14 protein-coding genes are annotated in these 15,567 nt (G+C 73.8%); 2 read left to right on the top strand and 12 right to left on the bottom strand.

What is annotated here, in order from left to right:
* Positions 1–89: 89 nt before the first annotated feature.
* Together rplT and rpmI are read right to left on the bottom strand one after the other, a co-directional pair.
* Positions 90–461: a 50S ribosomal protein L20 gene (gene rplT / locus CR162_RS06380; RefSeq protein ID WP_099094713.1), complete on the bottom strand. Its 372-nt coding sequence runs from the start codon at positions 459–461 to the stop codon at positions 90–92.
* Positions 462–478: 17 nt separating this feature from the next.
* Positions 479–685 (bottom strand): 50S ribosomal protein L35, encoded by a 207-nt coding sequence (gene rpmI / locus CR162_RS06375; protein ID WP_099094712.1) that lies wholly within the window; start codon positions 683–685, stop codon positions 479–481.
* A gap of 248 nt (positions 686–933) precedes the next feature.
* On the opposite strand from rpmI, the gene CR162_RS06370 reads away from it, so the two are divergent.
* On the top strand, positions 934–1,584 hold the full coding sequence (locus CR162_RS06370; RefSeq protein WP_245870161.1) for a YciI family protein: 651 nt from the start codon (positions 934–936) through the stop codon (positions 1,582–1,584).
* A 6-nt stretch (positions 1,585–1,590) separates the two neighbouring features.
* On the opposite strand, the gene mutL is transcribed toward CR162_RS06370, so the two are convergent.
* The 9 genes from mutL to CR162_RS06325 all read right to left on the bottom strand — a co-directional run bounded on the left by mutL (position 1,591) and on the right by CR162_RS06325 (position 13,894).
* Positions 1,591–3,426 (bottom strand): DNA mismatch repair endonuclease MutL, encoded by a 1,836-nt coding sequence (mutL, locus tag CR162_RS06365; protein WP_099094711.1) that lies wholly within the window; start codon positions 3,424–3,426, stop codon positions 1,591–1,593.
* 104 nt (positions 3,427–3,530) lie between these two features.
* On the bottom strand, positions 3,531–5,192 hold the full coding sequence (gene pgi, locus CR162_RS06360; protein ID WP_099094710.1) for a glucose-6-phosphate isomerase: 1,662 nt from the start codon (positions 5,190–5,192) through the stop codon (positions 3,531–3,533).
* Positions 5,193–5,262: 70 nt separating this feature from the next.
* Positions 5,263–6,546, bottom strand: coding sequence for a M16 family metallopeptidase (locus tag CR162_RS06355; protein ID WP_099094709.1), 1,284 nt, complete (start codon positions 6,544–6,546; stop codon positions 5,263–5,265).
* Entirely contained in the window at positions 6,543–7,958 is a 1,416-nt protein-coding gene (locus CR162_RS06350) for a M16 family metallopeptidase (RefSeq protein ID WP_099094708.1), read from the bottom strand. The genes CR162_RS06355 and CR162_RS06350 overlap by 4 nt, the downstream gene beginning before the upstream one ends.
* Before the next feature lie 182 nt (positions 7,959–8,140).
* Complete coding sequence (locus tag CR162_RS06345) at positions 8,141–8,752, bottom strand: DUF3035 domain-containing protein (RefSeq protein WP_099094707.1); 612 nt, start codon at positions 8,750–8,752, stop codon at positions 8,141–8,143.
* A complete protein-coding gene (gene lspA / locus CR162_RS06340) occupies positions 8,749–9,246 on the bottom strand; it encodes a signal peptidase II (protein WP_099094706.1) in 498 nt (165 codons plus the stop codon). The genes CR162_RS06345 and lspA overlap by 4 nt, the downstream gene beginning before the upstream one ends.
* Entirely contained in the window at positions 9,243–12,116 is a 2,874-nt protein-coding gene (gene ileS / locus CR162_RS06335; RefSeq protein ID WP_099094705.1) for an isoleucine--tRNA ligase, read from the bottom strand. Before ileS ends, lspA begins: the two co-directional genes overlap by 4 nt.
* Positions 12,117–12,369: 253 nt before the next feature.
* Positions 12,370–13,284 (bottom strand): bifunctional riboflavin kinase/FAD synthetase, encoded by a 915-nt coding sequence (locus CR162_RS06330; RefSeq protein ID WP_099094704.1) that lies wholly within the window; start codon positions 13,282–13,284, stop codon positions 12,370–12,372.
* A gap of 28 nt (positions 13,285–13,312) precedes the next feature.
* A complete protein-coding gene (locus CR162_RS06325) occupies positions 13,313–13,894 on the bottom strand; it encodes an LOG family protein (RefSeq protein ID WP_099094703.1) in 582 nt (193 codons plus the stop codon).
* A gap of 148 nt (positions 13,895–14,042) precedes the next feature.
* Between CR162_RS06325 and CR162_RS06320 the strand changes: the two genes are divergently transcribed.
* On the top strand, positions 14,043–15,176 hold the full coding sequence (locus CR162_RS06320) for a M20 family metallopeptidase (protein WP_099094702.1): 1,134 nt from the start codon (positions 14,043–14,045) through the stop codon (positions 15,174–15,176).
* Positions 15,177–15,243: 67 nt separating this feature from the next.
* Here the strand turns inward: CR162_RS06320 and CR162_RS06315 are convergent.
* Positions 15,244–15,567 (bottom strand): zinc-binding dehydrogenase (locus tag CR162_RS06315; RefSeq protein WP_141563085.1); only part of this gene is annotated, 324 nt, incomplete at its 5' end.

Genomic DNA, 15,567 nt, shown 5'->3' with positions numbered 1-15,567 from the left:
AGCCCGATACGAAAAGAGCCGCCGGACGCCCTGGAAGCCCAGGGCGGCGGCGGCTCGGTCATCGCAGCCCCCTCAGAGGAGGGCGGAGATCACGCCTCGGCCGAAGCCGGCAGCGCCGCCTTGGCCTTCTCGACCAGGGCGCCAAAGGCGGCGGTGTCCTCGAAGGCAATGGCGGCCAGCACCTTGCGGTCCAGCTCGATGTTCGCGGCCTTCAGGCCGGCGATGAACTTCGAGTAGGTCAGGCCATGCTCGCGGGTCGCGGCATTGATCCGCTGGATCCACAGGCCGCGGAACTCACGCTTCTTAACGCGGCGGTCGCGGTAGGCATACTGGAGGGCCTTCTCGACGCGCTCGAGCGCGGGGCGATAAGCCTTGGAGGAACGGCCGACATAGCCCTTGGCGAGCTTGAGGACCTTCTTGTGACGGGCGTGGGCGACAACGCCGCGCTTAACACGAGCCATGGTTCAGATCCTCTGACTTACCGGGCCGAACCGTACGGCATCCACTGCTTCACCGTGTCGCCATCCTGCTTCTCCAGCACGAAGGCGCCGCGGTTCTGCCGCTTCATCTTGTTGGTCTTGGCGGTCAGCATGTGGCGCTTGTTGCCGGCGCCGGCCTTCACCAGACCCGTCGCCGTCAGCCGGAAGCGCTTCTTCACGCTCGACTTCGTCTTCATCTTGGGCATTTCGGTACTCCTGGTCCTGAAGCGCCCTGCCCCCGGAGAGGCGGACGCGGAACCGCGGCCGGGCATGCCCTACAGGCCCGGACGCGCGGGAAGAGGCGGGGGTATAGCCATGCCGGGGACGCGCGGCAAGGCCGAAGGCCGATTCGGAGGCCATGCCGCCGCGGCTCCGGGCGGGGCAGCGGCCCTGGCCATGGCGGCGATCCTGGCGCAGCATGCCGCCCCGGGATCCGGCGGGAAAGGAAGCGACGATGACGGAATGCCGGCTGGTCCTGGCGCAGGCGGCCGAGGATGCAGAGGCGCGGATCGGCGCGGCGCGGGCGGCGCATCTGGCGCTGATCGCGCCCATGGCGGCGGCGGGGGAGCTGATCGCCGGCGTGCCGCTGCTCGGCGCGGAGGGCGCCTATGGCGGCTCGCTCATGCTTGTCATGCCGGAGGCGCTGGAGCGCTACCTCGATGCCGAGCCCTTCCGCCGGGAAGGCATCTGGCGGAGCCACGCGGTGCATGCGTTCCGCCTCGCGCCGCTGCCCTACCGGCCACTGCCCACGGGGCCGGCGCCGTCTCATCCCACCCACACCATCGCCATCGCCTGGGATGGCCGGGACGCGGGGGCGGAGGCGCGGCGGCTGGCGGCGCGGGAGGCGCATTTCGCCCGGGTCCGGCCCGCCGCGCTGGACGGCACGCTGGCGCTGGGCGGCGCGATCCTGGACGCGCCGGGCGGGCGGATGGTGGGCTCGGTAGCCATCACCGCGCATCCGGCGGCGGAGGCGGCCCGGGCCTGGTGGGCGGAGGACCCGTATGTGCGGGAAGGGGTGTGGCGGGAGGTTTCCTGGCACGCCACCCGCTTCGCGCCGCTGCCCTGGCGCCCGCTGCCGGGCACTTCCCAGGCCGGCGCGGGCTGAGCGCGCTCAGCGCCGGCCGAACAGCTTCTCGAATTCGGGCCTGCCGAGGCGCAGCCAGGTGGGGCGCCCATGGCTGCAGGTGGAGGCGCGGGGCGTGGCTTCCATCTGGCGCAGCAGCGCGTCCATCTCGGCCGGGTTGAGCCGCCGCCCGGCGCGGATCGACCCATGGCAGGCCAGCCGCGCGATGGCGGCATCCAGCCGCCGCTCCAGCGCCGTGCTTTCCTCCCATTCGGCCAGCTCGGCGCACAGGTCGCGCAGCAGGGGCGCGGGGTCGGGGTTGCCGAGCAGGGCGGGCAGCGCGCGCACCAGCACGGCGCCGGGGCCGAAGCCCTCCAGCTCCAGCCCCAGCCGCTCCAGGGCGGGGGCGGCCTCCAGCAGCCGCCCGCACTCCAGCGCGCCGAGCTCCACCACCGCGGGCAGCAGCAGGGGCTGGCTGCGCACCCGCCCTTCCAGCAGCTGCGCGCGGAAGGCCTCATGCGTCAGCCGCTCATGCGCCGCGTGCTGGTCCACCAGCACCAGCGCGCCATCCGGCGCCTCGGCCAGGATGTAGGTTTCCATCAGCTGCGCCACGGGGCGGCCCAGCGGGCCTTCCTCCACGGCCGGAGCGGGCGGCGGGAGCGGTGCCGGCTCCGGCGCCTGCCCTGGCCCGGGCGTAACGGGGCGGGGCAGGGTGAGGCGCAGGCCTGGTTGCCAGGAGAAGCCATGCGCGCGCGGCCCGGCAAAGGCCGGCTCCGCCTCGGCGAAGCCGGCGGGCTGGAGCTCCGGCCGGGGCGGCGCGCTCCCCCAGGCCATGGCATCCGCCGCCTCTTCCCGCGCCGCCGCCCCGGCATGGCCGGCCGGCTCCGCCACGGCGCCCGCCCCCACCGCCAGCGCCCGGCGCAGCGCCGAGATCAGCGCGCCGCGCACCGCGCCCGCCTCGCGGAAGCGCAGCTCGGTCTTCATCGGGTGGACGTTCACATCCACCATCTCGGGGGGGAGGTCGATGAACAGGGCGGCCACGGGGTGCCGCCCGGGGGCGATGAGGTCGCGATAAGCGACGCGCAGCGCCGCGCGCAGCAGCGGGTCCCGCACGGGGCGGCGGTTGACGACGAGGTGCTGCTCGGCCGCCGTGGCGCGGGTCAGGCCGGGCAGGGCGGCCATGCCCTCCAGCGTCAGCGCCTCCCAGGAGGCGCCGCCCACCGGCACGGCGGCGGCGGCGAAGTCCGGCCCCAGCAGCGCGGCGAGGCGGCCGGCGCGGTCGGCGGGGGCGAGGTTCAGCACGGCGCGCCCCTCCACCTCCATCCGGAAGGCCACCTCCGGCCAGGCCATGGCCAGGCGGCGCACCGCCTCCACCGCGTGGCCGGCCTCGGTGCCGGGGGTCTTGAGGAACTTGCGGCGGGCGGGGGTGGCGTAGAACAGGTCGCGCACCTCGACGCGGGTGCCGGGCGCGCCGGCGGCGGGGCGCAGCTCGCCCTTCAGCCCGCCTTCCACGCTGATCTGGTGCGCCTCGCCGCCCTGCGGGCGGCTGGTGATGGAAAGCCGCGCCACGGCGCCGATGGAGGGCAGCGCCTCGCCCCGGAAGCCCAGCGTGCTGATGCGGAACAGCGCCGCCTCCTCCGGCAGCTTCGAGGTGGCGTGGCGCTCGATGCACAGGGCGAGGTCGGCCGCCGACATGCCGGCGCCGTCATCCTCCACCAGGATGCGCCCGGTGCCGCCGCCCTCCAGCGCCACGCGGATGCGGCGGGCGCCGGCATCCAGCGCGTTCTCCACCAGCTCCTTCACGGCGGCGGCGGGGCGCTCCACCACCTCGCCGGCCGCGATGCGGTCGGCCGTGGTGGCGGAAAGGAGGCGGATGCGGTCCATGCCCGCCCCTTATAGCGCGGAATGCGGGGCGGCGCCGCAGGCGCGCCCGAAAAGCCGCGGCGGCAGGAAGGGGAGGGAGGGGCGCCCTTCCTCCCGCCGCCCGTTCAGTCGGGGTTGCCCTGCATGGCGCGGATGCGCCCGATCAGCCCCGCCGTGGAAGGGTCGTGGCTGCCCACCCGCCCCGCGGGCTCCAGCTCCGGCAGGATGGACTTGGCGAGCTGCTTGCCGAGCTCCACCCCCCATTGGTCGAAGGCGTCGATGTCCCACAGCGCGCCCAGGCAGAACACCTTGTGCTCGTAGAGCGCCACGAGCTGGCCCAGCGTGTAGGCGTCCAGCCGCTCCAGCAGCAAGGTGGTGCTCGGCCGGTCGCCGGGGAAGAGGCGGTGCGGCAGGAGGCGGGCGATCTCCTCCTCCGGCGTGCCGGCGCGGCGCATCTCCTCCGTCACCTCCGGTGCGGTGCGGCCGCGCAGCAGCGCCTCGGCCTGGGCCAGGCCGTTGGCCAGCAGCAGGCGGTGGTTGTCGGCGTAGGGGTGGTTCGGGTTGGCCACCAGCACGAAATCCGCCGGCACGGGGGTGGTGCCCTGGTGCAGCAGCTGCATGAAGGAGTGCTGTGCGTTGGTGCCCGGCTCGCCGAAGATCACCGGCCCCGTCTCATGCCGCACCGGCTCGCCCGAGAGGGTCACGCGCTTGCCCAGGCTTTCCATCTCCAGCTGCTGGAGATGGGCGGGAAAGCGGGACAGGCGGTGGTCATAGGGCAGGATGGCGTGCGCCTTCAGCCCCAGCCCGTTGACGTGCCAGGCGGTGATCAGCGCCAGCAGCAGCGGCAGGTTCTCCTCGGGCGGCGCCGACAGGAAGTGCTCGTCCATCGAGCGGGCGCCGGCCAGGAGCTGGGCGAACTCGTCCCAGCCGCAGCTCAGCGCGATGGACAGGCCGATGGCCGACCACAGCGAGAACCGCCCGCCCACCCAGTCATGGAAGCCGAACACCCGCTCCGGCGCGATGCCGAAGGCCGTGGTGGCCTCGGTGTTGGTGGACAGCGCGACCATGTGCCGGCGCGCGCCCGCCTCGCCCAGGTTGCGCTCCAGCCAGCCGCGCACCACCCGGGCATTGGCCATGGTCTCGGCGGTGGTGAAGGTCTTGGAGGCGACCAGCATCAGGGTGCGGTGCGGGTTCAGCCGCGGGCGGATGGCTTCCCAGTTGTGCGCGTCGGCATTGGCCAGGTAGAGGGGCCGCATCGGCGAGCGCACCGTCCACAGCGCGCGGCCCACCATGAAGGGGCCGAGGTCGGAGCCGCCGATGCCGATGTTGATGACGTCGGTGAAGGTCTCGCCGGTGGCGCCGCGGATGTCGCCGGTGTGGATGGCATGGGTGAACTGCCGCATCCGCTCCAGCGTTTCCTCGACCGAGGCGCCGGCATCCTCGTAGCCGCCCTCGGGCAGGGCGGCGCGGAAGCCGGCGCTGCGCGGCGCGCGCAGCGCCATGTGCAGCACCGCGCGCCGCTCGGTCTGGTTGATGATCTGGCCGGCCGCCATGGCGTCCCGCCGCTCGGTCACCCGCGCCGCCCGCGCCAGCTCCAGCAGCCCCGCCAGAACCTCGTCGTCGATCGAGGTCTTGGACAGGTCGAGCAGGATGCCGCAGGCGCGGCGGTGGAAGCGCCGGAAGCGTTCGGGGTCGGCGTCGAACAGGGCCCGGATGGAGCCGGCGCCGGGCCGCTGGGCCAGCGAATGGATCCGGGCCCAGGCGGTCTCGCGCGCGGAAAGCGTCATGTAGTCGGTCCCCAGTTTCACTCCGTGGGAGCAGGCTAGAGCGTCACCGGAAACCCTTAAAGCCCCCGCGCTACAACCCCTCCGGTTGTCCTGCGACCGTCACGGAGAGCTGATCGGGAACGAGCAGGCGGGCGGCGAGTTTCGCGGCCTGCTCGCGGCCGATGGCGGCCAAGCGGGCGGGGCGACGCTCCAGCCAGTCCAGCGGGCGGCCGTTGCGGCGCATGGCCAGCAGGGTGGCGGCGATGCGCCGGCTGTCGGTGAACTGGAGCGGCTGGCTGCCGGTCATGTAGGCCACCGCCTCCTCCATCTCCTCCGCCGTCGGGCCGTCATCGGCCATGCGCTTCCATTCGGCGCGCAGCACGGAAAGCAGCTCGCCCACCCGCGCGTTCACCGTGGCGCAGGAGCCGGTCAGCACGCCCTGGCCGAACAGCACGTCGAGTCCCGCGCCAATGCCATAGGTGAGGCCGCGCTCCTCGCGGATGCTGCGGGTGAGGCGGGCGGTGAAGCCGCCGCCGGACAGGATGCGCAGCACCACCTGCGCCGCCTCCCAGTCCGGGTCGTCCACCGGAATGCCGGGCTGGCCGAACAGTAGATAGGATTGCGGCGACGCCACCGGCACCACCTGGGTGCCGAAATGGCGGAAGGCGGGCAGCGGCGGCGGGGCGGGCAGGGTGCCTTCCGGCAGGGCGCCCAGCAGCTCCGGCAGCAGCGCCGCCAGCTCCGGCGCGGTGATGGCGCCGGAGGCCGCCACCAGCAGCCCGTCCGGCCCGCCGGGGATGCGGCGCAGGTTCCGCCCCAGCGCGGCGCGGAGCTGCTCCACCGTCAGCGCGGCGAGGCTTTCCTCCGTGCCGCCGGAAGGGCGGCCGGCGGGATGGTCGGGGTATCCGGCGGCCCAGAAGGCACGGGCGCCGCGGCCGCGCGGCCCTTCCAGCGATTGCCGGGCGCGGGCGATGGCGCGGGCGCGCAGCCGCGCCACGTCCGGCCCGGCCAGGGTGGGCTCGGTCATCGCCAGCCGGGCGAGGCGCACCGCCTGCGGCAGGGCGGGGGCGAGGGCGCGCAGGCTGCCGTCGAAGCTGTCGCGCGAGGCGCTGAACTCGAGGCCGATGCCCTCGTCGCGCAGCGCGTCGGCGAAGGCCAGCGCCGACAGGCCGCCGGCGCCCTCGGTCATCAGCGCGGCGGCGAGCGCGGAGGCGCCCTCCTGCCCCTCGGGATCGAGCGCGGCGCCGCCGGGCCAGGACCAGGCGATGCTGACCACCGGCACCGAATGGTCCTCGGCCAGCCAGGCGGTGAAGCCGCCGCCCTCCACCACCTGGATGGGCAGTGAGAAGCCGGGGGCGGTGGGGTCGGCGCTCATGCCGCGCCCTCCGGCAGCAGCCAGCCGCTCATCGAGGGCCGGGCCAGCACGGCGCGGGCCGCCGCCTCCACCTGCGCGCGGGTCACGGCGCGGATGCGGGCGGGCCAGTACTCGATGGCCTCCAGCGGCAGGCCGGTGGCAAGCGCGCCGCCCAGGATGCGCGGCGCGGTGCCCAGGCTGTCCAGCGCCAGCAGCGTGCCGGCGGTGAGCTGGCGGATGGAGCGCGCCACCTCCGCCTCGGTCACGCCCTTCTCCAGCAGCCCGCCGATGCAGGCGCCGACCGCCTCCTCGAGCCGGGCGGTGGTGGTGTCCCGCCGCGGCGTGACGAACAACTCCAGGTTGCCGATGCCGACGGCGTCGCCGTCATAGCCGCAGCCGGCGGACACGGCGAGGCCGCTCTGCACCAGCGCCTCGTGCAGCCGCGAGCCCTGGCCGCCGCCCAGCAGGTGCGACAGCACCTCCAGCGGGTAGGCGTGCTCGCTGGGCGTGCCGGTCAGGACGGGCGCCACCCAGCCGCGCAGGAAGGCGGCCTCCTGCACCGTCGGGTCGCGGCGCACCAGCCGCTCCTCCTGCGGCGCGTCGGGGGCGGGGGCGCGGTCGCGGCGGCCCTTGTCATAGGGGGCGGGGCGGCCCCGGATGCCGCCGTAATCCTCCTCCGCCAGCTTCGCCAGGGCATCGCGGCCGATGGCGCCGGTCACCACCAGCGTGGCGTTGGCGGGGGTGTAGTAGGTGCGGAAGAACTCCAGCATGTCGTCGCGCGACAGGCGGGCGATGTCCTCCGGCCAGCCGATCAGCGGCCGGCCGCGCCAGTGCTGGCGGCCCCAGAAGGCGGCGTCCCAGTCCTCGCGGAAGCGGCCGCGCGGGGTGCTCTCCACGCGCTGGCGGCGCTCCTCCTGCACCACCTGCCGCTCCGCCTCGATCTCGTTGGCGGGAAACAGGGCGCTGGCCATGCGGTCCGCCTCCATGCCCGCCACCAGGGCGAGGCGGGTGGCCTCCACATGCTGGTGGTAGGCGGTGACGTCGCGCGAGGTGAAGGCGTTGTCCTGCCCGCCTTCCCGCGCCACGCGGCGGGAAAAGGCGCCGGAGGGCACGTTGGGGCTGCCCTTGAACATCATGTGCTCAAGGAAGTGGGCGAGGCCGGACTTGCCGGCCGGGTCCTCGCCCGCGCCCACGCTGTAGAACACATAGTGCGCCACCACCGGCGCGCGCCGGTTCTCGGCATGCACCACGGTCAGCCCGTTGGGCAGCGTCCAGAGGCTGGCGCCGAAGAGCGGCTTCTCCGCCGGCAGGGCGGCGGGCGGCGCGGAGGGGGGAGGGGCCGGCTGCGCCTGGCTCCGCGCGGGCGGCAGCACGGCGAGGGCGGGAAGGGCGGCAGCGGCCGAGATGGCCGCGCGACGGGAAAGGGCGCACATCGCGGCCTCACATGGGGCTTCCTCCCCCAGGCCGCCAGGGGCGGCGGGCGACATGCCGCCCATCGCCAGGCCCGAAGCCGCGCCACCTGGCGCCATTTCGCGTGCCGCGCCGCCTGGCGCCATTTCATGCGGCGCGCCGTCCGGCGCCATGCGGCGGTTCGCGCCCCCCGGCGCCGGGGGGGTCAGAACAGCCTCTCGAACAGGCCCTCGCGGCGCCGCTGGATCACGGGGGTCTCGCCATCCACCGGCTCGCGGCCGAGGGCGGCGTTCTCGCGGAGGCGCTGCGACTCGCGCCGCGGATCGACGGCGACGCCGGCCTGCGGGCTGTCGCGCCAGAACATCAGCCGGTCCACCACGCTGCGGTCGGGCTGGTCGAGCCGGGTGCTCTCCTCGTCCACCTGGGAGCGGATGCCGCTGCCGGCGCGCGGCCCCGCCTCGGCCAGCAGCGCCATCTCGCCGCTGGAGGGAGCGGTCGCGGCGCCGACGCCGAAGGCCGAGCCCGGCGCCACCGTGGCCTCGCCGGCCGCGCGGCCGCGCAGCTCCTGCGGGCGCGGGGTGCCCGGGCGCGGCGGCGGCAGGTCGCCCAGCGTCGGCGGCAGGGAAAGCGGCGCGCGGGTGACCACGCTGAACTCGTCCGGCGCGTCGCGCGTGAAGCCGAGGGTGCGGGCCGTGTCCGAGCCGCAGCCGGCGAGCAGCAGCCCGCAGGCGAGCGGCATGATGGCGGCGCGCGCTAGAGGAAGGACCGGAGGAAGGACCGGAGGAAAGGCCGGGGAGCGGAAGGGAAGCAGCCTCATGGCATTTCCTTAGCCGTCTGACGGGGGCGGAACAAGGCATCGGCGACCAGCGCCACCACGCCGAGCACGATGGCGGCGTCGGCGAGGTTGAACACGTACCAGTGGAAGGAGCCTACCCAGAAATCCGCGAAATCGACCACCGCGCCGAAGCGCAGCCGGTCGATGACGTTGCCGATGGCGCCGCCGATGATGCCGCCCAGCGCCACGGCGGTGAGGCGGTTCTCGGCGCGAGCCAGCCAGCGGAGCAGGAAGGCCACCACCGCCAGCGCCAGCACGGCGAGGCCGGCGCGGTGCCAGGCGGTGTCGCCCGCCAGCAGGCCGAAGGTGACGCCGCGGTTCCACACCATGGTGAAGTCGAAGCCGAAGCCGCCGAAATCCAGCAGCTTGACCTGGAAGCGCTCCGGCAGGCGCAGCACCTCCAGGATCCACCACTTGCTGGCCTGGTCCGCCGCCAGCAGGGCGGCGGCCACCGGCAGGCCGAGCTTCAGGCTCATGCGGGGCTGCTTTCCACCACCGCCTCGCAGCGGAAGCACAGTGCCGGATGGGCGCGGGACGCATCGCCCACCTCGGGCAGCACGCGCCAGCAGCGGTCGCATTTCTGGCCGGGGGCGGGGGCGAAGCGGGCGGCGGCGCCCGCCATCTCCTCGGCCACGCCCTCGGCGGCCAGCGCGCCCTCGGGCGCCGGACCGGCCGACAGCGTCAGGCCGGACGTGATGCACAGCTCCGCCCAGGCCTCCGCCGGCAACAGGTCCATCGCCCCGGGCGGCAGGTGCAGCACCGGCGCGGCCTGGAGGGAGGAGCCGATCTCGCCCGCCACGCGCGCCTTCTCCAGCACGCCGGTCACGGCGCGGCGGATGCCGCGCACCTGCTCCCACTTGGCGGCCAGCGCCTCGTCCCGCCATTCGGCCGGCACGGCGGGGAAGTCCTGCAGGTGGACGGAGCCGTCCTCCGAGGGGAAGCGGGCGAGCCACGCCTCCTCGGCGGTGAAGGGCATCACGGGGGCGAGCCAGGTGGTCAGGCAGCGGTGCAGCGCGTCCAGCACGGTGCGGGCGGCACGGCGGCGCGGGCTGTCGGCCGCGTCGCAGTAGAGGCTGTCCTTGCGGATGTCGAAGTAGAAGGCCGAGAGGTCGGTGGCGCAGAAGGCGTGGATCTCGGGATAGACGCCGTTCCAGTCATGGTCGGCCACCGCGCGGCGCAGGCGGGCATCCAGCTCGGACAGGCGGTGCAGCACCCAGCGCTCCAGCTCGGGCAGCTCGGCGTGGGGGAGCTTCTCGGCCTCCTCGAAGCCGTCCAGGTTGCCGAGCAGCCAGCGCAGCGTGTTGCGGATGCGCCGGTAGAGCTCCGCCTGCTGGCCCAGGATGTTCTTGCCGATGCGCAGGTCGTCCGCCGTGTCGGAGTTCATCACCCACAGGCGCAGGATGTCGGCGCCGTACTGCTTGGTCACCTCCTGCGGCGCGGTGACGTTGCCAAGCGACTTGGACATCTTGCGCCCGCCCTCGTCGAGGACGAAGCCATGCGTCAGGATCGCCTTGAAGGGCGCGAAGCCCTGGCTGCCGACGCTTTCCAGCAGGGAGGAGTGGAACCAGCCGCGATGCTGGTCCGAGCCTTCGAGATACAGGTCGGCCGGCACCGGCAGGCCGCGGTCGCGCAGCACGAAGGCATGGGTCGAGCCGGATTCGAACCAGACATCGACGATGTCCATCACCTGCTCGTAGTCGTCCGGGTTCCGCCCTTCCCCAAGGAAGCGGGCGGCGGCGCCGGGCTTGTACCAGGCATCCGCCCCTTCGGCGCGGAAGGCGGCGTCGATGCGGTCCAGCACCGCCTGGTCGCGCAGCACCTCGCCCGACTTCTTCTCGACGAAGACGGCGATGGGCACGCCCCAGGCGCGCTGGCGGCTGATGCACCAGTCGGGCCGCGCCGCCACCATGGAGCCGATGCGGTTGCGGCCCATATCCGGCACGAAATGGGTGTCGGCGATGGCCTGCAGCGCCTTGGCGCGGATCTGGTTGGCATCGTCCATGGCGATGAACCATTGCGGCGTGGCGCGGAAGATGACCGGCTTCTTGGAGCGCCAGCTATGCGGGTAGCTGTGGGTGATGAAACCGCGGCCCGCCAGATGCCCCGTCTCGGCCAGCGCCGCCCACACCGCGTCATGCGCCTTGAACACGTGCAGTCCGGTGAAGCCCGGCGCCTGCACCGTGTAGGTGCCGTCATCGCCCACGCATTCCGGCACGGCGATGCCATGGGCGCGGGTGAGGTGGAAGTCGTCCTCGCCATGGGCGGGGGCCAGGTGGACGAGGCCGGTGCCGGCATCGGTGGTGACGAACTCGCCTTCCAGCAGCGGCACGTCGAACTGGTAGCCGCCCGCCGCCCCGCTCCAGCGCCGCAGCGGGTGGGCGGCGACGGCGCCGGCCAGTTCCGTGCCCTTGAAGACGCGCGTCACCGAGAAGGCGGCCAGGCCCACCTCCTTGGCGAAGGCGCCGATCAGCGCCTCGGCCACGATGAAGCGCTGGCCGGGGCGGACCAGCTCCACCCCCTCCGCCACGGCATCGACGACCAGCACCGCGTAGTCGATCTCGGCCCCATAGGCGAGCGCCCGGTTGGCCGGGATGGTCCAGGGGGTGGTCGTCCAGATCACCGCCTCGGCGCCCACCAGATCGGCGGCGGCGGCCTTCAGGATGGGGAAGCCGGCATAGAGGATGGCCGATTTGTGGTCGTGGTACTCGACCTCCGCCTCGGCCAGCGCGGTCTTTTCCACCGGGCTCCACATCACCGGGCGCAGGCCGCGGTAGAGCGAGCCGTTCATCAGGAACTTGCCGATCTCGCCGGCGATGGCGGCCTCGGAGGCGAAGTCCATGGTGGCGTAGCGGCCGGCCCAGTCGCCGGCGACGCCCAGGCGCTTGAACTCCTCGCGCTGCACGTCCAGCCAGTGGGCGGCATAGGCGCGGCACTCGGCGCGGAACTCCAGCACGGAAACGGAATCCTTGCCCCTGCCCCCGTGCTTGCCCTTGGGGTCGCGGTATTCCTCCTCGACCTTCCACTCGATCGGCAGGCCGTGGCAGTCCCAGCCGGGGATGTACTCTGCGTCGCGGCCGCTCATCTGGGCGGCGCGGTTGATGACGTCCTTCAGCACCTTGTTCAGCGCGTGGCCGATATGCAGCGCGCCATTGGCGTAGGGCGGGCCGTCATGCAGCACGAACTTCTCCCGGTTCGCGGACCGGGCGCGCAGGCGGTCCCACAGCCCGATCCTCTCCCACCGCTCCAGCCAGCCGGGCTCGCGCTTCGGCAGGTCGCCGCGCATCGGGAAGGGGGTCTGCGGCAGGAACACGGTGCCGCGGTAGTCGCGGGCGGGAGCGTCGGTCATCGGGAGGTCCACATGCCGCCTGGGTCGGGCGGGCTTCAGGGCATGAAGAAGGCAGCGCGCGTCGGGGAACCCGGCCCTCGCCAGAGGACCGGGCAGCTAATTCGCGCCGCCTGCAAGGGCGCCTGCGGCCGAGGCTGCGTCCGGGACATGGCGGCGTTTTGCGACCCCGCGCGGCGGGGGTCAAGGGAGAGCGCGCGCCGCTTGCCGCCCCGGGCGCGCCGCGCCGGATGCGGGCGGCCGCCCCGCCGGCGCCTCAGCCCAGCAGGCGGCGGGCCTCGGCGGCGTCAGCCTGGATCTGGGCGACCAGCGCGGGCAGGCCGGGGAAGCGCCGCTCGGGGCGCAGGAAGTGCCACAGCGCCACGCCGATCTCCTGGCCGTAGAGGTCGCCCTCATAGTCGAAGAGATGCGCCTCCACCCGGCTTTCCGTGCCGCCCACCGTGGGGCGCAGGCCGATATTGGCGACACCCGGCACCACCTGCCCGTCCGCCAGGGTGGCGCGGATGGCGTAGACGCCGCGCGCCGGCTCCAGGTGGCGGCCGAGCGGCACGTTGGCGGTGGGGAAGCCGATGGTGCGGCCGCGCTTGTCGCCATGGCTGACGGTGCCGCGGATCTCCCAGGGGCGGCCCAGCTCGCTGGCGGCGCGTTCCGGATAGCCGTCCTGCAGCGCGCGGCGGATGCGGGAGGAGGAAAGGGGGCCGCCCTCATCCGTCACCGGCGGCACCACGGAAAGCCCCATGCCCAGCGCCTCGGCGCGGGCGGCGAGGAAGGCCACGTCGCCGCCGCGCCGGTGGCCGAAGGCGAAGTCGGCGCCGCAGGACAGGTGGCGGGCCGCCAGCGCGCCGTGCAGCACCTCGGCCACGAAGGCCTCGGCCGGCATGGCGGCGAGCGCGGCGTCGAAGGGCAGGGCCAGCACGTAATGCGCGCCCGCCTGCATCAGCGCCCCCGCCTTGGCTTCGGCCAGGGTGAGGCGGAAGGGCGGGTCGTCGGGGCGGAAATGCTCGCGCGGATGCGGCTCGAAGGTCAGCGCCACCAGCTTCAGCCCGGGCCGCGCCGCGTGGGCGGCGCGCAGCACGGCGCGGTGGCCGAGATGCACGCCGTCGAAATTGCCCAGCGCCACGGTGGCGCCGCGCGCGGCCTCGGGAATGGCCTTCCAGTCCGAGAGGATCATGCGGCGTGGACCATGGCTCGGCCGGGGCTCAGCGCTGCGTCTTCTCGGCCCACTTCTCCACCGCCACCGGGGTGAAGCGGGCCAGCGCCTCGAGCGCCGTGTCGGGATCGGGGGCGAAGGTGACCATGGCGCGGTGCCTCTCGTGCAGGAAGCCCTCGGCCACCATGTGGTCGAACACCGTGCCCATGCGCTGCCAGTAGCCGGCGGTGTCGAGAAAGACGAGGCCCTTGTCGTGGATGCCGAGCTGCGTCCAGGTGAAGGCCTCCACCGCCTCCTCCAGCGTGCCGATGCCGCCCGGCAGCACGATGAAGCCATCCGCCAGGTCGGCCATCATCGCCTTGCGCTCGTGCATGGTGGAAACCACGCGCAGCTCGGTGATGGCGCCATGCCCCACCTCGCGCTTCATCAGCGTCTCGGGGATGATGCCGACGACCTCCGCCCCCCCGCGCATGGCGGCATCCGCCACGATGCCCATCAGCCCGACATGGCCGCCGCCATAGACGAGGCCCAGCCCCTGCGCCGCAATGGCCTGCCCCATGGCGCGGGCCGCCGAGGCATAGGCCGGGTTCAGGCCGGGGTTGGAGCCGCAGAACACACACACACGCTTCATCGGCACAGTCATTCCGGTTGGCGGCCGGGCCGGGTCCGCCCGGCCGCCGGGAAAGGAGGACCAATGCCTTAGCGGCGCGCGCCCGGATGGACAAGCTGGCCGTGCGGCGCGACAACCGCCCGCCCAACCGGAAGGAGCGAACCGCCCCATGCCCGTCACCGAACTCGGCACCAGCGAACGCCTGCTGGAGGAACTCCGCGGCTGGGTGGAGCACGAGACCCCCACCACCGACGCGGCCGCCATCAACGGCCTGATGGACAAGGCCGAGGCCGGGCTGCGCGCGGTGGGCGCGGTGATCGAGCGGATCCCCGGCACGAAGGGCTTCGGCGACCACCTGGTGGCGCGCACGCCGGGCGCCGGAAAGCCCGTGCTGGTGGCCGGCCACCTGGACACGGTGTGGGACCACGGCACGCTGGCCAACACCATCCCCTTCCGGGTGGAGGGCGAGAAGGCCTATGGCCCCGGCATCTACGACATGAAGGCGGGCAGCTTCTTCGCCTTCCACGCGGTGCGGGAGATCCTGCGGCAGAAGGTGGCGACGCGCAGCCCCATTACCCTGCTGCTGACCTCGGACGAGGAGGTGGGCAGCGGCACCAGCCGGGCGCTGATCGAGCGCGAGGCGGCGGGCGCCTGCGCCGTGCTGATCCCCGAGCCGGCGGGCGGCGCGGAGAAGTGCTGCGTCACCGCCCGCAAGGGGGTGGGGCGCTTCACCATCCGCGTGCAGGGCCGGAGCGCGCATGCCGGCGGCAACTGGCAGGACGGCGCCAGCGCCGTGGTGACGCTGGCGCGGCTGATCGGCCAGATCCACGCGCTGGTGGACCTGCCCGGCGGCACCACCACCAACTGCGCCCCCGTCTGGGGCGGCACGCGCCCCAACGTGATCCCGAACGAGGCGGGCTGCGAGGTGGATTTCCGTGTGGCCACCCTGGAGGACGGCGCGCGCATCGAGGCCGCCATCAAGGCCATGGCCGGCCCGCAGCCCGAGGGCACCACGGTGCATGTGGAGGGCGGGCTGAACCGCCCGCCGATGGAGGAGGGGCCCGGCAACCTGGCCCTCTACGCCCAGGCGAAGGCGATCGCCGCCCGGCTCGGCTACGACCTGCCGAAGCAGCACCGGGGCGGCGGCTCGGACGGCAACTTCACCGCCGCCATGGGCATCCCCACGCTGGACGGCCTCGGCTGCTCCGGCGCCGGCGCCCATGCCGAGTTCGAGCACATCCTGTGGCGCGAGCTGGCGCCGCGCTGCGGCACGCTGTGCGAGCTGCTGGAAACGCTGGGCTGAGCCGGCCGGGCCAAGGATGCGGGGCAGGGGGAGGAGAGGCCTTCCCCCGCCCTTCCTGACCCTGTCCTCAGAACTCCAGGCAGATCTTGCCGAAATGCGCCCCCGCCTCCTGGTGGCGGAAGGCGTCGGCGATCCCCTCCAGCGCGAAGCTCCGGTCGATCACCGGCTTCATGCCCGTGGCGTCCAGCGCCCGCACCAGGTCCATCTGCTGCCGCCGGTTGCCGACGATCAGCCCCTGGAGCCGGATCTGCCTGGCCATCAGCACCGCCGTCGGCACCTCGCCGCCGCGCCCTGTGAGCACGCCGATCAGCGAGATGTGCCCGCCCACCCGCGTCGCCGCGATGGACTGCGCCAGCGTGCCGGGGCCGCCCACCTCCACCACATGGTCCAC

Source organism: Teichococcus rhizosphaerae (assembly GCF_002631185.1).
Classification (GTDB): domain Bacteria; phylum Pseudomonadota; class Alphaproteobacteria; order Acetobacterales; family Acetobacteraceae; genus Pseudoroseomonas; species Pseudoroseomonas rhizosphaerae.
This window is presented reverse-complemented; position numbering and strand designations above follow the sequence as displayed.